The sequence below is a fragment of the Bifidobacterium sp. M0353 genome (assembly GCF_016100645.1).
Lineage (GTDB): Bacteria > Actinomycetota > Actinomycetes > Actinomycetales > Bifidobacteriaceae > Bombiscardovia > Bombiscardovia choladohabitans.
In genome coordinates this window covers 1,093,311-1,112,146 of the sequence record NZ_JACFSB010000001.1, presented here as the reverse complement: position 1 = coordinate 1,112,146, position 18,836 = coordinate 1,093,311, and the positions used below count along the sequence as shown (strand labels likewise).

The following is an 18,836-nucleotide window of genomic DNA, read 5'->3' as shown; positions in this document are numbered from 1 at the left end:
GTCAATGGCCCAGGACATATTCATGAGAAAGGCGTAGGCGAGTATATGACGACGCGCAAGATCATCCTGGACTGCGATCCAGGTCATGACGATGCGGTGGCTATCCTTCTGGCAGTAGGCGATCCGCGGATCGACCTGATCGGAGTGACTACGGTTGGCGGCAACCAGAGTCTGGACAAGGTTACCTATAATGCGAGGGCTGTGCTGGAGAAGGCACATGCGCGCCAGGTGCCGGTCCATGCCGGATGCGATAGGCCGTTGGTGCGTCCTCAGGAGGTGGCTGCTTCCATCCATGGCCAGACCGGCCTGGACGGTGTCGAGCTGCCTGAGCCTACCCGGCCCCTGGATCCCGGCCATGCAGTCGATTGGATCATCGAAACCATCATGCGCGAGGAGCCCGGCACAGTGACACTGGTCCCCACCGGGCCCCTGACCAACATCGCCATGGCTGTCCGCAAGGAGCCCCGCATTGTCGACCGCGTCCGCGAGGTCGTGCTCATGGGCGGTGGCTACCATGTTGGCAACTGGAGTGCTGTCGCCGAATTCAACATAAAGGTGGATCCCGAGGCTGCTCATATCGTTTTCAATGAGCCTTGGCCGGTCACCATGGTGGGGCTGGATCTGACCCATCAGGCCCTGTGCACACCGGAGGTTCAGCAGCGCATCGAGGGCATCGGCACCGATCTGGCCCACTTCGTCAGCGGGCTGATGGACTTCTTCCGCAAGTCCTACCAGGACAACCAGGACTTCGTGGACCCGCCGGTGCATGATCCCTGCACTGTGGCCTATCTGATCGACCCCTCTATTGTGAGCACCCGTCGCTGCCCGGTTGATGTGGAGCTGCGCGGGGACCTGACCTGCGGGATGACCGTGGCCGATCTGCGCGGCCCGGAGCCCTCTGCCGAGGACTGCCACACCCAGGTGGCCGTCAAGCTGGACTTCCAGGGATTCTGGGACCTGGTGGTCAAGGCCATCACCGCGATTGGATGAGATCGATGAAGACTTCGAACACAACCTCGTCCAAGACCGACAAGCCCGCTGCCACAACCGGTGGCGGCTCAGGCTCTTCCATCGTCGCCTTGATGACGGCACTGATGGCCGCCGTCTTCGCCTTCCAGCTCAATGCCTCCATGCTCTCGCCGGCCCTGACGACCATGGGGACCGAGCTCAATGCCAGCAGCTCCAGCATCGGGCTGACCCAGACGGTGTTCTTCACCTCCTGTGCGGTCTTCTCCCTCTTCCTGCCTCGGCTGGGCGATCTGGCCGGCCGCAAGAAGGTGCTGTTGGGCATGCTGAGCCTGACGGCGCTGGGATGTGTGGTCTCCGCTCTGGCTCCCAATGTGACGATGCTCATGATTGGTCGCGTCATTCAGGGGGTGGCCGGTCCGGTCGTACCCATGACCCTGATCATGCTGCACGCCGAGGTGACCGATGAGGCCCGATACGCCAAGCTTATGGCCATTTTGACGGCGGTCAACGGCGGCATCGGCGGTGTGGATGCCATACTGGGCGGTTGGCTGGCCGGCACCTTTGGCTTCCGCTCGGTCTTCTGGTTCATGGTGGCCATCGCCGTGATCGCCGTACTCCTGGTGGCCCTCTTCGCCCGTGAGAGCTATGCAGACGATCGTCCCCGCATGGACTGGGCCGGTGTGGTCTTCCTCTGCATCGCCTTCCTGGCGGCCTACTTGGCCATCAATGAAGTCGAGAAGTTGGCCCAGGCGCGCTGGATCCTGGTGGTCGTCGAGATCCTGGTTGCTGCGGTCTTCTTCATGATCTTCTGGAAAGTCGAAAGCACCACGTCGGCACCCATGGTCACCACCACCTACCTCAAGCAGCGGCGCACCTGGGGCCTTCTGCTGACGACTCTCACCACCATGGTCGGTGTCTTCGCCATCATGAACGGGATTGTTCCGGCCCTGGCCCAGGACGGCGAGGTCGGCGTCGGTTTGAAGGCCAGCATCGTCTCCTTCGCGACGCTGACCCCCTATGCCCTTGTAGGTCTGGTCTTCGGCCCGGTTGCCGGTATGCTGGCCTCGCGCTTCGGCTACCTCAAGGTTCTGAGGGTGGGTCAGCTGGTCAGCGTGCTGGGACTGGTCTTCGGCATCTACGTCTGCCTGGTTCCCAGTATCTGGAGCCTGGTGGTGCTCTCCCTGATACTGGGCGTCTCCTATGCGGGGACGGCCAACATCATGCTCAACGGGCTGGGCGTGGTCCTGTCCCCTGCGGACAACACCGGTTATCTGCCGGGACTCAACGCCGGAGCCTTCAATCTGGGTTCGGGCCTGAGCTATGCGGTCCTCTACGCATTCATGAGCGGCCTGGCGGCGTCCGGGGGAGCCCGTATCGGTTATGTGGCGGCCATGATCGGCGGCGGCGTGCTGGTGCTGATTGCCCTGGCTCTGTCCTATCTGATCCCCGATCCGGAACGAATGGACGACAAGTAATATTGACAACTGATGGGGGCCCTGCGAATACAACCTATCCGCGGGTCCCCTTTCCATGCTTTACGGGCATCCGACTTTATGCGTATCCGACCAAGGGCAAAAGTCGGGGCGGGACAGGCTAGCAGCCAGTAGCTCGCAAGTGTTCCGACCGTAGGCTCAGCAGCGGAAAATAGCGCCAGGAGAGGTCCTGTAAGCCATGGGCCGGCGCGTAAACTAAGTGAGGAATTCGTTCGCCGGAGGTGACCATGCAACATCGGGTGATCGGACTGCTGAAAAACGAGACCGTCCTGGTCGTCGCTGCAGTCATCGCTCTCGTATCCTGCATCCTCATTCCTCCCGACCGGCAATATCTGGGTTACATCCACGTCAATACCCTCACCCAGCTGGGATCCCTGATGATGGTGGTTTGCGGATTTCAGCGCATCGGGGTCTTCCATGCCATCGGAGCCGGCCTGCTGAGTCGTGTCCGCTCGGTGCGGGGCCTGGCCTTGGTCCTGGTTTCTCTGCCTTTCTTCTCCAGTATGTTCATCACGAATGATGTGGCCCTGGTTACTTTCGTGCCTTTTGCCATCGCTGTTCTCATCATGGCTGGTCTGGAAAACCATGCCCTGCTGATCGTCACCCTGATGACCCTGGGTGCCAATGTAGGCAGCATGCTGACCCCCATCGGCAACGCTCACAACTTATATCTCAAGGCCCGCTCCGAGATGCCTACTGGTGAATTCCTGCTCCTCATGGCCCCTTACGCCCTGGCTGCAGCCCTGATGCTCTTCCTGTGCTGCTGGTTCGCCTTCAGGAATCAGCATCTGAACAAGTTCGAGGGGATGGATCCGCAGCAGATTCGCCGCAGCATACTAGCACCCAGGGAGGAGGGGATACAGCCTCAGGTGAAGGAGATGCAGCGGTCCAGCGGATGGCGCATCACCCTCTATCTATTCCTTTTCCTTGTTTGCCTGCTGGGTGTGGCCAAGCTGATTCCCCAGTGGGCCATGGTCCTGGTGGTAGCGGTGACCTTTCTGATCTGCGACAGGCGGGTCTATCTTCATGTGGATTGGGGACTGCTGCTGACCTTCGTGGCTTTCTTCATTTTCATCGGCAATGCCAGAAGGATTCCCCAGTTTTATAATCTGGTCAGTGGTCTGGTCAATATCCACCCTCTGATTACCTCGGTCCTGTGCAGCCAGGTCATCAGCAATGTGCCCACAGCCCTCCTGGTCTCAGGTTTTTCGACAGCCTGGCGCTCGATCATTCTGGGCACCAACCTGGGCGGGCTCGGAACCCTGGTCGCTTCAATGGCCTCGCTGATCTCCTACAAGGCTGTAGTCAAGCAGTATCCTGACAGGAAGGGCGATTATCTGAAGATCTATACATCACTTAATATGCTTTTCCTGGTTGTTTTGGTTGGCATGGCTCTGCTGCTGGAGTAGACTGCCCTCCATCAACCAAATGGTGCCGCTGATATTGAGAAGGAGGCAAGAACGATGGAACCGGCCCAAGGCACGTCTAAGTCCAAGGACACAGGGGTATTGGCCAGACGGAATCTTGGGGTTCTGGTCGGAATCATGGCCTTGGCCGTCATGTCGCGGTTTGACTCCATTATCTCCCCTTCCGTAGCGGCCATTCAGGCATCCTTTCCTCATGCTGATCCTTCCACCGTTGAGTCGGTGGTTTCCATCGGCTCTTCGGCTGCCATAGTTTCCGCCCTTTTATTCGGTCAGCTCTTGACCAGAATGAGTTTCAGAACCGCCGGCTGCATCAGCTGCCTGTGTGTCGCACTGGGTGGCTTGATGCCCCTTTTCGTGCACAGCAGCGTAAGCCAGCTGCTCCTGTTCGCTCTGGTCGTCGGGTTCGGCGTAGGTATCGCCACTACTGTTCTCCCCAGTCTGTCGGCCAGGTTCTTCCGCGGGAAGAAGTTGGCGGCGCTGATGGGGCTGGTCTTGGCTGTTCAGGATGGCTCTTCCATGCTGGTTCTTGCTCTGGGTGGTGTTCTGGCCAAGGGAGGATGGCTGCACAACTATTGGCTCTATTTCCTGGCCTTGCCTGCCCTGGTCTTGGTCATCTTCATGGTCCCCGGTGTCGGTGCCGTCGAGGAGGAGTCGGAAAAGGCCGTAGGTTCTAAGGCATCGTGCTCCCAGAAAAGAGGACAATGCTGGTGGGCTACAATTTCCTGTATTCTCATCGGGTTTCTGAGCATTTTCCTGGTCGCGGTCCTGTACAACAAGCTCGCGGTCTACATAGCCAAGTACGGTCTGGGCGGCACCAGCGCAGCCGGGGTGGCCCTGATGTTCAACACGGGTTCCTCGGTCGTCATCGGGCTTAGCATCAACGCCATCAAGCGGATTTGTCGACAATGGACCATTCCGGTCGCCTTCCTTCTGATGGCCCTGGGTGCCCTGCTCTTCCTGACCACCCGCTCCTTCCCGCTGGTTTGTTTATCGGCCTTTTTGGTTGGTTCGGGCAGTGCCATCAATATGGCTACCTGCCCCTTCCTCCTGTCCAATCTGACTCCACGCAAGCGCTATCCACTGGTAATGGGAATCTTTTCGGCCACCACCAGCCTCGGTTTTACGGCATCCACCTGGGCCTTCAAGGCTTTTTCATCAGTGTTTGGTCTGGATCCGGTAACAGGCAGTTTCATAGGCATGCTGATCATCGCTCTGCTGGCTGCTGTCATTCTCTCGCTTGTCCGCTTCCAGAGCTGTGTTGAATCCCGCTACATTGAGCAATAGCCACCTTTTAGGCTGTAGAAATCAGAAGTATAGGATTCCGTCCTTTCATCGCGACAGGTAGCGGTTACCGGTGATGACGAACCGTCGTAGGGTCTCTTTGGCATGGGAGATGCCTATTCGCGGGGTTGCCGTGATGGTCTCGTCCTGATTCAGCCCTGCGGCTGCCAGGCGTATGGGCGGTTTCCTGAGGTCATGGCCGTAGTTACGCTTGTCTATGTCCAATGCCTGGCAGAGCTTGGCGGGGCCGTTGGTTAGTTCCCGATCCGGGTGACTGCCGTGCCTGTGGCTGCGTAGAAGATCCAGACCCTGCACTGGCTGGCAGGCTCGAATCAGTACCCCGGCGCCGAATCCGTCCTCCTGACAGGAGACGTTCATGCAGTAGTGCATTCCATAGGTAAAGTAGACGTACATGTGTCCGCTGGGGCCGAAAAGGGCATCGTTGCGGGCCGATCGCCCGCGATAGGCATGGCTGGCCGGATCATTCTGATCGTAGGCCTCGGTTTCCACGATCCGAACCCTGGCCTGTTCACCTTCCGACTCGTAGTCCCGGATGATCAGGCAGCCCAGAAGCATCCGGGCGGCCTGATCCACAGGGCGGTCCAAAAAGTCAGGGAAGACCAGGTGACCGTCCTGGCTTGAACCGGCCTTCATTCCGTTTGGTCCTTGCGTACCCAGACCGCGCGCTGGCCGCGTGATTCCGCCTGGATGCAGACGAAGTTATCCTGGTGGGGCAGGGCGGCGACCTGTGGATGGTCGTGATCATAGGGTCCCCGGGCCTGGGCGCCGCCGGCATCACCGACCTGGGCAAAGAAGTCTTCGGAGGCATCCTTGAACCAGGTCCATTCCTCTGGCAGGTCCTCTTCGTAGAAGATCGCCTCCACGGGGCAGACCGGCTCACAGGCGCCGCAGTCGATGCATTCGTTGGGGTTGATGTATAGATTCCTGGGGCCCTCGTAGATGCAATCCACCGGGCATTCGTCCACGCAGGCCTTGTCCTTGACGTCCACGCAGGGCTGGGCAATCACGTAGGTCATTGCTTTACTTTCCTCCTTGGTTTGTTGTCCACTTTCGCTACTTTCAAGAAGCATCCTTTTGGCGATGACAGGGGTTTCAGCAATACACGGGCCTTTTGATCCTTGGCCGCCTTGCTGCTGCCCTCCACGATTCCTTGGACCATACCCAGATGGATTGTGCAGATAATGGGATGGGCGTTGACGCTGTCCAAGAAGGGGCATGAGGTCAGATACAGACTCGCTGAATCCGGTTCTGCCGTAACCGGAGCAAACCCCAGGGTGGCCAAAGTGTTCAACAGTGTCTGCTTCATGCTCGATGACACACCCTTTTTTGCATTCCCCCTGCTTTGTCTGGCCAGGGCACGGCCCCAGGCCTGACCTGCTTTCAGTGCAGCCCTATCCCTACTGCCAGTATCGGGGCAGGCGGTTTCCAGAGCCATGCAGAGCGAGGAGATCATATCCTCCTGGGTGTGGTTTGTGGATGTGGGGGAGTAGATGACAGGCGGTCTGCCCCGTCCGGCTGATTGACCATCGCTGTCGTTTCTCCGGCGGACTGCTTCGCCCTGTTCGACCAGATGTTCAAGATGGAAACGAGCGGTCGTCGGATGGATGCCAAAGGCAGCTCCGATCTGCTGTGCGGTCAGACCTGTGCCGGTCTGTTCGGCCGCCATATGCAGATAATCCAAGATTGCGGAGCGGATCTCCTCACCGCTTCTGCGCTTGCCGTGGGCTTGGACCAGTTGTTTACGGGCTTGAATTTCCTGACTCATCGATTAAATTGTATAACTATCAAATCAATTATCAACCCAGACAAGGCGGACAGACCCATGCACAATGACCCAAAGATGCGCAAGTCCGGCGGCAGGACGGCCTTGCCCAGGTCCAGGATGGCCCTCCTCATCGGCGCTGGTCTGGCTGCACTGCTTGGCCTGGTTGCGGCGCTGATCCGCGCGGATCTGATACACCCCTCAGGTAGGGTTCCTCTGGCGGATCTGCACGGTGGACTCATGGTCTACGGGTTTTTGGGCGCTGCCATTGGTCTGGAGAGGGCGGTGGCCTACCGTAGCGGCGGATCCGGCAAACCTGCTTGGGGATTTCTCGCCCCTGCCTTGGGCCTGCTGGGGTCCCTGCTCTGCCTGCTGTCGCTGCTAGCTTCAAGCTGCGGTGCTGCGCCGGCATGGGTCAAGGTGGAACTTATTGGCGGCATTCCGTGGACTTTGTCCATGTTGGTCCTGACAGCCATGTACTTGGCCATCTGGCGTCGGCAGCCTTCTGCGGAGGTGCTCATACAGGTTCTCGGATCCCTGGTTGGTCTGGTCGGGGCCGCTGGCTGGGTTGCAGGATTGGACGCCGCGGTTCTGGCTCCGACCTGGCTCTTCTTTCTGGTTCTGACCATCGTCGGTGAGCGGGTGGAACTGGCCAGGGCGGTCTTTTCGGATGTCCGTCTTGAATCGGGGATTCTGGGACTCAGCCTCCTGGCGGTCCTGATGCTGCCGGTCCAAGCCATGGCGCCTTCGGTCGGCTATCCGCTTCTGGGGCTGTCCCTGGGTCTGCTCCTCCTGGTCATGGCCAGTCACGACGTAGCCAAGGGCACCTTCCGTCATGGCGGCCTGCCAGGATTCATGGGTACCTGCATGCTATCGGCCTACGCCTGGGGACTTCTGGCTGCCCTCATCTGGATGTTGGCACCCCTGGATTCCAGCACCTACTGGGGCGACATGGCACTGCACGCGCTGGCTGTGGGATTTATCATGACCATGGTCATCGCCCATGTCTGCATGATCGTCCCCTCCGTCATTCGCAGGCCTCTGCCTTTCCATCCCCTCCTTTGGGGTGCCTGGGCGTTTATGCAGGTTGGTTTGCTGATCAGGCTCCTCGGAGCCATCCGGCTCTATACGCCCTTGTGGAAGGTGGGGAACCTGCTGAATGTTCTGGGAATCCTCTCCATGATGCTGACTGTGGTCTACCTGGCTGCTCGTGGCAAGCAGGTCCTGGCATCCAAGCGCTACCGTCGGCGCCAGCCAGAGGGTTCACAAGCCGAACATGTTGGGACCCTGGCCCTGCGGATGGACCTGATTGCCACCTCGGCTACAGTGCTGGTCCTGGTGGCCGCCGTTGTTTTGATGGCCTTGCGGCCGACGCTGGCCGTCTCGGTCGGGGCTGCGCCCACCGGAGGCGTCCAGGAGGCTTCATCGAAGAGCGTCCAGCCGACTGGTCACATCAGCCGAGCTTCAATCAGAGTAAAGGGGATGGCCTTTGTGCCGGATACCATCACCATTGAGGCAGGCGACCGGCTGGTTGTAAATGTTCAGAACACCGGAGATCAGCGGCATGACTTGGTTTTCGCCAATGGCAAGAGCACAGGGTCGGTTCCGGTGGGCAAGAGCGTCTCGGTCGACGTAGGGGTCCTGGGGGGCGACACACTGGGCTGGTGCTCGTTGGCAGGACACCGCCAGATGGGCATGGAGCTCAAGGTCAAAACCAAGGGGGGAACTGTTGCCGAGCAAGGTCAGTCCTCTGTAGGGAAGGCGGCGTCAAGCCATGTCCCATCACCAGCCAAGCTCAAGTCGCAGGCCGAGAAGAGCGATCCTGCCATGGCGGCTCTTCCACCCTTGAATGATCAGGGGAAGGCTGGAACAAGAAAGTACACTTTGGAGGTCAAAGAGCGCAAGGAGCAGGTGGCAGCAGGGCTTGAGCGCACGGTCTGGAGCTTCGACGACGCGGGCGATCCACGGGATAAGGGGTCACGGCCTCTGGCTGAGGGTCCGGTGCTCAGAGGCCGGGTGGGGGACACCTTTGAAGTAACCATCAGAAACAAGGGAAGCATGAGTCATTCCATTGATTTTCATGCCGGTCCGGCCGTTCCGCAGACCATGATGCGCAACATAGAGCCAGGCAAGGAGCTCCTGTACACCTTCACCGCTGATCGGGCCGGCATTTGGATGTACCACTGCAGCAGCGACCCCATGTCAAACCATATAGCCAACGGCATGTACGGGGCCGTGGTTGTCGATGACGGCACCCTGCCACCGGTGAATGCGGAGTATGTTCTGGTCCAGTCCGAAATCTATCTGGGGCCCAACGGAGGGACAGCCGATGCTGAAAAGGTGGCGGGCATGAACCCGGATATCATGGCCTTCAACGGACGGGCCTTTCAATATGACGCCCACCCCCTCAAGCTGGGGAAGGGGCAAAGGGTCCGCATCTGGGTCCTGGATGCCGGACCCAACCAGCCGCTGTCCTTCCATATCGTGGGAACCCAGTTCGAGGCGGTCTGGACCGAGGGCCGCTACCTGATTGGCGCAGGCACAGGTGCAAATTCCGCCGGTGCTTCATCGGCCGGAGCGCAGGTCCTTCCTCTGCTGCCGGCCCAAGGCGGATTTGTCGAGCTCAAGGTCGATCAGCCGGGCGACTATTCCATAGTCAATCACGTCATGAGCCTGGCTGAAAAGGGTGCTCATGGCATCCTTCGGGTGTCGTGACGCGATTACACAACGTCTGTCGTCTTCAATCCTGCAGCTGGAGTCCCTTGCCGTCCATGTGGTAAGGCGAACCTGGATGTGAGCCAAGAATCTGTGCTCCTTCAACGATGGCCCAGACCGAGGAGATGAGAGGGCCGATGAAGAGCACGAAGATGGTGATCAGCAACTGTGCGACCCCACGCCCGGTCTTGCCCAGATAAAAGTTGTGTATGCCGAAGCCGCCCAGGAAGAAAGCCAGAATGGCCGCCGTGACCTTCGACTTGTTCGACATGCCGGGTCCGCTGACATATTGTGTCTGAAGCTGCCAAGGCTGAATTTGGACCGGTCCGCTGGTGCCGCTGGATTGAGGAGTATATGCGGTTTGGCCATAGGGATCCTGTGGACCTCCCTGGGCGTTTGAAGCCTGCCAGGACTGATCCGCATCAGGGTAGCCATCGGCAGCTGTCGAGGGATTCCCTTGTTGGGAAGCGGACTCGTAGTTGTTGTTGGCAGGCTCCTGGCTGTATCCCTTGTGGCCAGAGTCATTATTGTTTTCCTGAGCCGGGTCTTGGTTGTCGCCTGCTTGCTGATCTGTTGGTTGATACCGATCGTTCATGGTTGCCTTTCCTGTGGATGCCATTGTGGGAATGTATCATTATATCTCCGAGAGGGCTTGATTAAGGGGAGGGCCTGGCATTGAAAACCGTTCAGGCTTGTCCATATTGCCTCTGTCACCGCAATCGTCGTGGGTTGTCCATGGGTGACACATGATGCTATGGCGATATGAAGAAGGACACGAAGAATCCTTGCTCCTTGGGCAGAAGCAGGGAGTCCGATTGGTGACCCCGGAGAGATTCGAACTCTCGACCTACAGATTAGAAGTCAGTTGCTCTATCCAGCTGAGCTACGGGGCCAAACCCTTTCATTGTACCCGCCTGGGTCCACCGGCGGGTCAGATCTATGAAGCCTGGTCGGTAAGGGCATCCGATATGGCTCGAGTCATTGCCGGAACGGTCATGTCATACCTTTCCAGCAGGGTGGTCTTGGGGACCCGGTCGTTGAACTCCTTGGCCGCTCCGAAGGCCAGGGTGTGAACCTGACTAGGCCCGTAGTATGCAGCCACGGCTTGGCCCCAGCCGCCGTCCAGCTGACCGTCCTCAATGGTGACCACCAGGGAGTGGGTGCATCTCAGGGCCTCCAGGGTTTGCTCATCCAAACGGTCATAGCGATGCGGGTCCACCAGGGTGGGCTGCAGCCCCAGGGTCTCCTTCAAGGAATCAGCCAGGTCACGACCCAGTGGCAGGGCATCGCCGAGAGCCAGCAGGGCTACGGTCTTACCTTCTTGCAGGATTTGATAGTGATCCCAGGGAGCAGCGTCCGATTCGCATTCAGCATTGGTCTTCGGGGGATTTGCAGTCGGCGCTATAGGATTGTCTGCCCGTTCTGTGGCCAGCGTGCGCTCGCCGGGCACCCTGATGACTACCGGACGCCGGGCCGGACCCGTGGCCCAGGCCAGCATATCCAGGAACTCGGCCCCGCTGGTCGGAGCCAGGCAGATCAGTCCGGGGATGCCTCGCATCATGACCATGTCGGCCGTGCCTGAATGCGTGGCATCGGTTTTGGCGACGCCGGTTGAGAAAACCAGTAGGGTCACCGCGCTGCCGTTCAAGGCCATCTCCTGCTCGATCTGGTCGTAGGCCCTCTGAAAGAAGGTGGCCGAAGTGGCGACCACGGGGGTGCCTCCAGCCTTGGCGATGCCCGCAGCGTAGGCTATCGCATGGGATTCGGCGATGCCCACGTCCCGGTAGTGGTTTCCGGCCCGCCGACGGAAGTCGGGATCGATGCCGTTGGACAGCGGCGTGGCGGGGGAGATGACTACCAGGCCCGGCTCTTGCGGGAATCTGGCCTCCAAGGCCTGCATGGCCATTCTTCCGTAGGTCTTTCGCGAGTTGGGCAGACGGTCCACGGAGTCCAAGCCGTCCTGCCAGTGGTTGGCCTCCACCGGACCTTCGGCGGGCAAATCCGGCAAGGGAGTCATATGGGATGTTTGCCCATCGCTCTGGGTTATCGAAGTCGGGCCGATCTGCCCCTGACTGCCCTGCCCAAGCCCCAGGCCCTTGCGGGTGTGGATATGGACCACCACCGGATGATCGGTGTCCTTGACCTGACGGAAGGCCTCTATCAGATCCTCGATCCGGTTGCCCTTCTCCACGTATCGGTAGTCCAGTCCAAGGGCGCGGAAGGGATTGTCTGAACTGCGTCCCCCACTGGCACGCAGGGCGGCCAGGCTCCTGTAGAGCCCCCCGTGGTTCTCGGCGATGGACATTTCGTTGTCATTGACCACGATAATCAGGTTGCCACCCTGTTCTGCAGCCCAGTCCAGCCCCTCGAAAGCCGGCCCGCTGCTCAGTGAACCATCCCCGATGAAGGCGATGATGTTGTCCTTGCCGCCGGTCGCATTCCGCTGGGCCGCCATTCCGCAGGCCAGGCCGATGGAGGTGCCGGTGTGCCCCAGCATGAAGTCGTCGTAGGGGCTCTCCTTGGGCGAGGTGAATCCGGACAGATCCTCCTGAGACCCAGGGTCCGTGTAGGCCCGGCGCCGACCGGTCAGAATCTTGTGGGTGTAGGCCTGATGGGAGACGTCGAAGATCAGATGATCATGGGGCATGTCGAAGACGTAGTGCAGGGCGATGATGGGCTCGATTGTGGCCAGGTTGGAGCCCAGGTGGCCGCCGTGACGTCGACAGAAGCGGATCAGCAGCTGACGGATCTCGTCGGCCAGTTGATTCAGCTCTTCCAGGGAGAGAACCTTCAGATCCTGTGGGGAGTCGATGCTGTCCAGAAGCTTGCCCATAACCCTCCTGTCGGTTTCTGTAATGCAATCCAATGATTCTAGGTCTGGCACGGGGGTTCGGAGCCGCTGAAAGCCCGATGTTCACCAGGCCCGGCCCTTACATCCATAGGACCGTCACGATTGGCTGGCTTCTCCCCGGTCTTGCGTAGTATCGAATGTGCATGAACATTGGAGGGCCAATGGCTGACAATACACATGAAGGGGCACGCGTCGCAGTGATCATGGGATCATCGAGCGACTGGGAGACGATGAAGGAAGCCTGTCGGATGCTGGACCGGTTCGCTATCGTCTACACCAAGGAGGTCATCTCCGCCCATCGCACACCTGGGCGCATGGCGGAGTTCGCGCATCAGGCCCGGAGCCAGGGCATAAAGGTCATCATTGCCGGGGCCGGTGGGGCAGCCCATCTGCCGGGCATGGTGGCGGCCCAGACCACGCTGCCGGTCATTGGGGTGCCCGTGAAGTCCCACGCCTTGAGCGGGGTTGATTCACTCCTGTCCATTGTGCAGATGCCTGCCGGTATTCCTGTGGCGACCACGGCCATAGGAGCATCCGGGGCTGCCAACGCCGGTCTGCTGGCGGCTTCGATTCTCTCCATCAATGATCCGAGGCTGGCTCAGGCCCTGGATGACTACCGTGCCGAGCTGGCCCGATCCGTGGAGGCTTCCAATGCCAAGCTTGTCTGAGGAGACCAAGGGAAGAATCGACCACCTGGAGCCGGGGTCCGTCATCGGTATCGTGGGTGGCGGCCAGCTGGGACGGATGATGGCCCTGAGCGCCCGCTACCACGGATTCCGTATCGGTGTGCTGGACCCCACACCCGATGCTCCCGCAGCCCAGGTGGCCGACTTCCAGGAGACGGCCGACTATGATGATCTCGACGCTATCAAAAGGCTTGCCGACCGCAGCGATGTGCTCACCTACGAATTCGAAAATGTGGATGCCGACGCACTGGATCAGGTGAGGGACCGTGTGGCCATCCCCCAGGGGACCGACCTGCTCAGGGTCACGCAGGACCGTGTCCACGAGAAGACCTTCATCAACCGCCATGGCATCGATACCGCCCCTTGGAAGCAGGTTGACAGTCTTGAACAGCTTGACTCGGCCCTGAAAGAGCTGGGAATGCCCGCTGTGCTCAAGACGCGAACCGGCGGCTATGACGGCCACGGTCAGGCGGTCCTGCGCACGAAGGAGGATCTTCAGGCCCTGCAGGCGCGGATGAAGGGCCGGGACCTCCCGCCCTCCGTGCTGGAAGGGTTCGTGGACTTCGCCTTCGAGGCCTCCATATTGGTCTCAGGCAACGGGAAGGACTATGTCACCTTCCCCATGGTGCGCAACGAGCACCGTCACAACATCCTGCACATGACTCTGGCGCCAGCCCAGGTCGAGCCTGGGATGGCCGACCGGGCGCGTGACATGGCCCTGACCCTGGCTGACGGCTTCAAGCTGGCCGGGACTTTGGCCCTCGAGCTCTTTGTCATGCCCGATGGCGGTCTTGTGGTCAACGAATTGGCCCCGCGTCCCCATAACTCCGGTCACTACACCATCGAGGCCTGTTCCATGGACCAGTTCGATGCCCATGTCCGGGGCATCGCCGGGTGGCCCCTGCCCAATCCCCGCCTGCTCAGCCCCGCGGTTATGGTCAATGTTCTGGGCCAGCATGTGGCACCGGTCAGAAGGTTGCTTGGTGAGCATCCCGAATGGTTCCTGCATGATTACGGCAAGGCTGAAGTGCGCACCGACCGCAAGATGGGGCATCTGACCGTGCTGACCGACGATCTCGAGCAGACAGCCAAGGATCTGGAGGCCACAGGCTGCTGGTCCGACCTGGACTGAACCGAATCCTCACATCTGTTACGGCAATCCGGATGTAGGCTTGGTGGAGCCCAAGGAGTGTGTCTAATCATGAACGCTGGCTCATCCGTCGGTCGCCGGACGCGGCAGAAGAACGCCATCTGGAGGGTTCTTCAGGCCCAGAACGACTTCGTCTCAGCCAAGGAGCTGCACAGGCTCCTTCGCGATTCAGGCCAGCGAATCGGCTTGGCCACGGTCTATCGTCAGCTGGGGTCCCTGCATATGTCCGGTAGCCTGGACTGCATTGAGCATGGAGGCATTCGCCTGTACAGGGTCTGCCTGGCCCAGCGGAGGCACCACCATCATCTGGTCTGTGAACGCTGCGGCAGGACTGTGGAGATCAGCCCGCCGGACGATGGCTGGCTGAAGGACGTGGCGGCTGAACATGGCTTTACGGTCTCCTCGCACACCTTGGAGGTCTACGGCCTGTGCAGCAGTTGTCGGGGCCGCTCCGGTCAGACAGACGTCAGCGATCCTCCCGGCCCTTGGGCATGATGGTCTTGATGGCATCCCAGGCCTGCGAAGCCTTGAGATTGGGCAGGTAGGCCTGGACCACGGCCAGTCCGATCTGGGCCAGCTGGGCCGGGTCGGGGTAGCAGATATAGACCGGGTGCTCACTGGGCTGGAACTTCTTCTTGAAGAAGAAGAGGGAACGGAAGCCGTAGGCCGGTTCCATCAGGTCGGCCACCAGATGCAGGGCATGCTGCAGGAAGGCGGTCCGATCCTCGCCGCCGTCCATGCCGGCCAAGGGAGCGGCCGACAGGCTCATGAATTCCGCCGTGCCCTGGTCGCGCAGCCGCTCAGCCATGCGTGCTATCAGGAACTCCATGATCCCATTGGGGCTGTCGGTCCTGTGCCTCATGAAGTCCAGGGTCCAGCCGATCACCTGGCCCTGGCGGTAGGTGGGCATCCAGCTGGTCACGGCCAGCACCTTGCCCTGGTCGTCCACGGCGTAGAGGATGGCCATGCGCGGGTCCCTCAGCTCATCCAGGCCGCCCAGGGTGAACTTCATCTCAGGCAGCGCCTTGAGTTCGGCCCACTGCTCGGAGATGTCCACGATCTGCGACTGGACGTCCCAAGACGCGTCGTTGAAGGTGGTCAGCACGTCGGTGATGTTGTCACGCTTGGCCTTGTTGATGGCTGTGCGAATGTCCTGCCACTTTTTGCCCTTGGTCTGCCAGAGGCTGGGGGTGACAACCATCTCCGTGCCGACCGTCAGGGTGGACCAGCCGCCTGCGGCCAGCAGATCGCGTTGGGGCTTGTGGACGCTGTAGAAGACCGGTGACCAGGAGTGGGCGGTGCAGAAGCGCGTGAATTCGTCCAGGTCGTCCGCATATTCATCAGGGTCGCCGAATGGGCCAGTGGTGGTCAGGGCTATGCCGTGCAAAAGCCGGTAGGCTATGCCGGAGTGGCCGCTGGGGGAGAACCAGTAGCTGTTGCCCTCCCAGGTGGTCATGAAGGACATGCTTTCACCGCCGTATTCGACCAGCTTGTCGGCCTCCTGGCGTTCGCTGCCGTTCTGGATGACCGAGCTGCGCATCCAGGAGAGTAGGACCACCAGGACCACCAGCCAGAAGATCAGTCCTATACCGTGGCTGACTAGTCTGCCTGTGGGAGTGCGCGGCACCAGTGTCGGAAGGAAACGTGAAGCCACTCCATTGGGCAGATAGAGCCCGGGCAGCTGGGAGAGTGCCCTGCTAGTGGTGGGCCGTGGATTGAAGGAGCCCGGACTGATGGCGGTGAAGGCCATGTAGCCCATGGCGGTGGCCAGGAAGGCCAGGACGATGGCCGCCCAGCCCAGTTGCAGACGTGAGGTCTTGGTCCGGACCAGGAAGATGCCCAGGTTGCGCACCAGGAACCAGCTGAGAATCAGCGGAGGCAGGGTGATGATCAGCAGGGAGGGCATGGCGCCGTGACGGATGGCCTGGTTCAGGCCTTCGCCGATGGTCAGTGGGAATACCAGGAAATAGAGCAGGGCCATGACGACGGTCAAAGCGTTGAGGACCACACCGGTGACAGCGGCGACCCGTCGGCCATGGTAGATGCCCCAAGCCGCAACCAGCATAACGAGGGTGGGCATGACCAGGGCGGAGATGCCAGTGGGGGCATGGCCGGCGACCAGGCCGTAGTGGGCGTAGCAGCTGACCTGGTTGTTTTCCTCAAGGCAGCGAGACAGTGCAGCGCTTCCGCCTGTATTGGAGCCCATGAATGTACCCAAGGGAGTCAGGAAGCCGGCGCGAATGCGGGAGGAAACGGTGACCAGGGGGCCGAGAGCGAGAACCGTGGCGACCGCTCCCAGCAGGTGGCGGGTCTCGTAGGATCCGCTATGGCCATGCGGGTTGGCATCCTGGACTGGCCCGTGCCAGAGGTGCCCGGTCAGGTGCCCGATCAGCGCGGCCGCCAGGGCGCAGTAGGAGCCCGGATTACCGGTGTAGAGCACCATAAGGATCAAGGCTGTGTAACCGATGGTGGCGATCCTGCGTCGCCAGAGGAAGTCGCTGAAGGGAATGGATGCCATCAGGGAACCGACCACCAGGATGATGGGGCTGAGCGACATGGGCACTCTGATGAACCAGGCCCAATGATTCTGGAGGGCGTTGATCAGCCAGCAGATGATCAGACCGACCGCCGCGCCGCCTATAGCGCTGATGACCGCTGCCAGCACGGTGCGCCTGCGCCCCAGCCTGGTTTCGGCGATGCATAGCATTACCAGCACCAGGGCAACGTCGATAGCCAGCGGCAGGGGACCGGGGGTGATGACCAAGGACACCAGTAGGCGTGCAAACTGGACCAAGAGCGGGGGGCGACCCTGTCCATGGAAGGGCCGGGAGGCCCGACGAATGATCAAATCGGACAGGGGCATGCCCAGCCGGTTTCTGCCGGGGATGCGCAGTAGCCAGATCAGCAGCCAGCTGATCAGGTTGAGCAGGATCAGTCCGAGGCTGAAGGCCAGTGCAAGGGCGTGGCGTCTGACCCATCGTGCCAGGTCTGTCAGCAAGACACTCTTGGCTGAAGGCTCCATCAGTCTGGATCCCTTATTCGTTGTCTGCATGATTGCGGCGGCTCTTTCTGCTGATGATCTCTATTGATCTGCTGTATCGGCGCTTCAGCTGATGTTCATCTCAACAATATCCGGAAAGTCCTGGATTGGTTGGGATATTGGCCCAAGACCCATGGCTTCGCCCAGCCATTCCAGTCCGGGCTTCCAGGCGGTCTTGACCGTGTGCCAGTCATGGCCCGACCCTTGGGCTATGACGGCCTCCACACTCATGCCTGCCTGGTCGGCGGCCTTGGCGATGACCATCATATTATGTTGGGACTCCTTGTCGTTGGAACCAGCGGCAGTGAATAGCCGCTGGCTCGATGGCGCCCGATCCATGATGGCTTTGGCGGGAACCTGGGCCAGGAAGCGTTTCCGGTCGCCGCCGAAGTAGTCCTGGATCATCTGGTCCTGCCGACCCTGGGTCGGCTCCAGCTCCCCGTCGGCCGGTAGCATGTTCCCGTAGACGTCGGGATGCCGCGCACCCAGCTGAGTGGAGCAGGTCCCTCCCTGGGAGAATCCTCCGATGGCCCAGAGCTGGGGTTTGCTGTCGACCGGCAGGTTGGCCCGGATCCACGTGGGCACGTCACGGCTCAAATAGGTTTCGGCCTTTCCATAGACAGGGGAGTCTACGCACAGGCTGTTGTGGAAGGAAGATCCGTTCTGGTCGGGGGAGACCACCACTGGAGCCAGTCCATCGTGTTCGGCCGCATAGGCATCCATCATGGCGGGGATGGACCCGGCGGTGAAGAGCCGATCGGGGCTTCCGGGCTGACCGGCCAGTAGGACGAAGACGGGCAGGGCAGGAGGCTTCTTGCTCAACGCAGCGGGCGGTAGGTAAATATCGGCTGGACGTGCCAGGAAACGTGAGCTGTCATTGGGGATGTGCACGCTGTAGGAGCGGCCGGTGCGGGGATAGGTCGGCAGGTTGCCCCGGGAGGCACGGGCACGCCACTGGGCCACACTCATAGCCGGTCTGGCTGCCTGATGGCTCCCGTAGTCGGGATAGAGAGTGACATCGAACAGGGATCCCAGAGTGGTGAACTCTCCGTAGATGATATCCACCCGCAGGCCGGTGGACAGCAGACAGAGCAGGACGCTCAGGGCTGCCAGGAGCCGCCGCCATCCATGTGCAGTGATGAGGATGCATACGGTGAACCCCACGGCCAGGAAGCCCAAGGCCACGGTGATGATGACCATCCAGCCCAGGGAAACCCCGAAGAGCATGAAGACGTCGGAGACCAGCCAGGTGGCCAGAAGTCCCAGGGCTCCTATGCCTACGGCGATGGCGATCTGTTTCAGCAGCGTCCGCCAGCGTCCATGGGTCAGTCCGGTCAACACCAGCAGGGCCAGGGCCAGGGCCGTCAGGGTGAACAGCGTCGCGGGCAGCCATCCCTGGGTCAGATGGACCTTAGCCAGCCATGTACCCATGCAATTCCTT

General features: G+C 60.5%; 15 protein-coding genes and 1 tRNA gene. 8 read left to right on the top strand and 8 right to left on the bottom strand.

The annotated features are described in order from the left end of the window. Positions 1-45 precede the first annotated feature (45 nt). From H3V04_RS04565 to H3V04_RS04550, 4 genes are all read left to right on the top strand, one after another. A complete protein-coding gene (locus tag H3V04_RS04565; protein ID WP_046323844.1) occupies positions 46-990 on the top strand; it encodes a nucleoside hydrolase in 945 nt (314 codons plus the stop codon). 92 nt (positions 991-1,082) lie between these two features. After that, positions 1,083-2,444 carry an MFS transporter gene (locus tag H3V04_RS04560; protein WP_232342572.1) on the top strand — a complete coding sequence of 454 codons (1,362 nt, stop codon included), beginning with the start codon at positions 1,083-1,085 and terminating at the stop codon, positions 2,442-2,444. A gap of 245 nt (positions 2,445-2,689) precedes the next feature. Beyond that, positions 2,690-3,871: an SLC13 family permease gene (locus tag H3V04_RS04555; RefSeq protein WP_198187354.1), complete on the top strand. Its 1,182-nt coding sequence runs from the start codon at positions 2,690-2,692 to the stop codon at positions 3,869-3,871. Positions 3,872-3,925: 54 nt separating this feature from the next. Further along, a complete protein-coding gene (locus H3V04_RS04550) occupies positions 3,926-5,173 on the top strand; it encodes an MFS transporter (protein WP_198180223.1) in 1,248 nt (415 codons plus the stop codon). Between the two features lie 45 nt (positions 5,174-5,218). On the opposite strand, the gene H3V04_RS04545 is transcribed toward H3V04_RS04550, so the two are convergent. From H3V04_RS04545 to H3V04_RS04535, 3 genes are read right to left on the bottom strand one after another with little or no spacing between them, the layout of a single operon-like run. Continuing rightward, complete coding sequence (locus tag H3V04_RS04545; RefSeq protein ID WP_198180221.1) at positions 5,219-5,824, bottom strand: DNA-3-methyladenine glycosylase; 606 nt, start codon at positions 5,822-5,824, stop codon at positions 5,219-5,221. Continuing rightward, entirely contained in the window at positions 5,821-6,207 is a 387-nt protein-coding gene (gene fdxA / locus H3V04_RS04540) for a ferredoxin (protein ID WP_198180219.1), read from the bottom strand. Before fdxA ends, H3V04_RS04545 begins: the two co-directional genes overlap by 4 nt. Then, entirely contained in the window at positions 6,204-6,956 is a 753-nt protein-coding gene (locus H3V04_RS04535) for a metalloregulator ArsR/SmtB family transcription factor (protein ID WP_198180217.1), read from the bottom strand. The genes fdxA and H3V04_RS04535 overlap by 4 nt, the downstream gene beginning before the upstream one ends. Before the next feature lie 57 nt (positions 6,957-7,013). Between H3V04_RS04535 and H3V04_RS04530 the strand changes: the two genes are divergently transcribed. Continuing rightward, positions 7,014-9,668 carry a multicopper oxidase domain-containing protein gene (locus H3V04_RS04530; protein ID WP_198187353.1) on the top strand — a complete coding sequence of 885 codons (2,655 nt, stop codon included), beginning with the start codon at positions 7,014-7,016 and terminating at the stop codon, positions 9,666-9,668. Between the two features lie 25 nt (positions 9,669-9,693). Here the strand turns inward: H3V04_RS04530 and H3V04_RS04525 are convergent, their stop codons facing one another. The 3 genes from H3V04_RS04525 to H3V04_RS04515 all read right to left on the bottom strand — a co-directional run bounded on the left by H3V04_RS04525 (position 9,694) and on the right by H3V04_RS04515 (position 12,501). After that, positions 9,694-10,287, bottom strand: coding sequence for a TM2 domain-containing protein (locus H3V04_RS04525; protein ID WP_198177438.1), 594 nt, complete (start codon positions 10,285-10,287; stop codon positions 9,694-9,696). Between the two features lie 197 nt (positions 10,288-10,484). Continuing rightward, positions 10,485-10,561, bottom strand: a tRNA-Arg gene (locus tag H3V04_RS04520). A 44-nt stretch (positions 10,562-10,605) separates the two neighbouring features. Further along, the gene (locus tag H3V04_RS04515; protein WP_198187352.1) at positions 10,606-12,501 is read right to left on the bottom strand and encodes a 1-deoxy-D-xylulose-5-phosphate synthase; all 1,896 of its coding nucleotides are present in this window, start codon (positions 12,499-12,501) and stop codon (positions 10,606-10,608) included. A gap of 179 nt (positions 12,502-12,680) precedes the next feature. Here H3V04_RS04515 and purE point away from each other — a divergent pair, with 179 nt between their 5' ends. The 3 genes from purE to H3V04_RS04500 all read left to right on the top strand — a co-directional run bounded on the left by purE (position 12,681) and on the right by H3V04_RS04500 (position 14,850). Further along, a complete protein-coding gene (purE, locus tag H3V04_RS04510) occupies positions 12,681-13,187 on the top strand; it encodes a 5-(carboxyamino)imidazole ribonucleotide mutase (protein ID WP_198187351.1) in 507 nt (168 codons plus the stop codon). Next, positions 13,171-14,337, top strand: a complete 1,167-nt coding sequence (gene purK / locus H3V04_RS04505) for a 5-(carboxyamino)imidazole ribonucleotide synthase (RefSeq protein WP_198187350.1) — start codon at positions 13,171-13,173, stop codon at positions 14,335-14,337. The genes purE and purK overlap by 17 nt, the downstream gene beginning before the upstream one ends. A 69-nt stretch (positions 14,338-14,406) precedes the next feature. Next, positions 14,407-14,850, top strand: coding sequence for a Fur family transcriptional regulator (locus H3V04_RS04500; protein ID WP_198177442.1), 444 nt, complete (start codon positions 14,407-14,409; stop codon positions 14,848-14,850). On the opposite strand, the gene H3V04_RS04495 is transcribed toward H3V04_RS04500, so the two are convergent. Together H3V04_RS04495 and H3V04_RS04490 are read right to left on the bottom strand one after the other, a co-directional pair. Then, positions 14,822-17,407 (bottom strand): bifunctional lysylphosphatidylglycerol flippase/synthetase MprF, encoded by a 2,586-nt coding sequence (locus tag H3V04_RS04495; RefSeq protein WP_198187349.1) that lies wholly within the window; start codon positions 17,405-17,407, stop codon positions 14,822-14,824. The genes H3V04_RS04500 and H3V04_RS04495 overlap by 29 nt on opposite strands. Before the next feature lie 54 nt (positions 17,408-17,461). Then, a complete protein-coding gene (locus tag H3V04_RS04490) occupies positions 17,462-18,826 on the bottom strand; it encodes an esterase family protein (RefSeq protein WP_198182708.1) in 1,365 nt (454 codons plus the stop codon). Between the last annotated feature and the right edge of the window lie 10 nt (positions 18,827-18,836).

Excerpts from the sequence above, each read along its gene's own strand:
- H3V04_RS04565 (WP_046323844.1), top strand. The coding sequence starts at position 46 with ATGACGACGCGCAAGATCATCCTGGACTGCGATCCAGGTCATGACGAT.
- H3V04_RS04560 (WP_232342572.1), top strand. The coding sequence starts at position 1,083 with ATGACGGCACTGATGGCCGCCGTCTTCGCCTTCCAGCTCAATGCCTCC.
- H3V04_RS04555 (WP_198187354.1), top strand. The coding sequence starts at position 2,690 with ATGCAACATCGGGTGATCGGACTGCTGAAAAACGAGACCGTCCTGGTC.
- H3V04_RS04550 (WP_198180223.1), top strand. The coding sequence starts at position 3,926 with ATGGAACCGGCCCAAGGCACGTCTAAGTCCAAGGACACAGGGGTATTG.
- H3V04_RS04545 (WP_198180221.1), bottom strand. The coding sequence starts at position 5,824 with ATGAAGGCCGGTTCAAGCCAGGACGGTCACCTGGTCTTCCCTGACTTT.
- fdxA (WP_198180219.1), bottom strand. The coding sequence starts at position 6,207 with ATGACCTACGTGATTGCCCAGCCCTGCGTGGACGTCAAGGACAAGGCC.
- H3V04_RS04535 (WP_198180217.1), bottom strand. The coding sequence starts at position 6,956 with ATGAGTCAGGAAATTCAAGCCCGTAAACAACTGGTCCAAGCCCACGGC.
- H3V04_RS04530 (WP_198187353.1), top strand. The coding sequence starts at position 7,014 with ATGCACAATGACCCAAAGATGCGCAAGTCCGGCGGCAGGACGGCCTTG.
- H3V04_RS04525 (WP_198177438.1), bottom strand. The coding sequence starts at position 10,287 with ATGGCATCCACAGGAAAGGCAACCATGAACGATCGGTATCAACCAACA.
- H3V04_RS04515 (WP_198187352.1), bottom strand. The coding sequence starts at position 12,501 with ATGGGCAAGCTTCTGGACAGCATCGACTCCCCACAGGATCTGAAGGTT.
- purE (WP_198187351.1), top strand. The coding sequence starts at position 12,681 with ATGGCTGACAATACACATGAAGGGGCACGCGTCGCAGTGATCATGGGA.
- purK (WP_198187350.1), top strand. The coding sequence starts at position 13,171 with ATGCCAAGCTTGTCTGAGGAGACCAAGGGAAGAATCGACCACCTGGAG.
- H3V04_RS04500 (WP_198177442.1), top strand. The coding sequence starts at position 14,407 with ATGAACGCTGGCTCATCCGTCGGTCGCCGGACGCGGCAGAAGAACGCC.
- H3V04_RS04495 (WP_198187349.1), bottom strand. The coding sequence starts at position 17,407 with ATGCAGACAACGAATAAGGGATCCAGACTGATGGAGCCTTCAGCCAAG.
- H3V04_RS04490 (WP_198182708.1), bottom strand. The coding sequence starts at position 18,826 with ATGGGTACATGGCTGGCTAAGGTCCATCTGACCCAGGGATGGCTGCCC.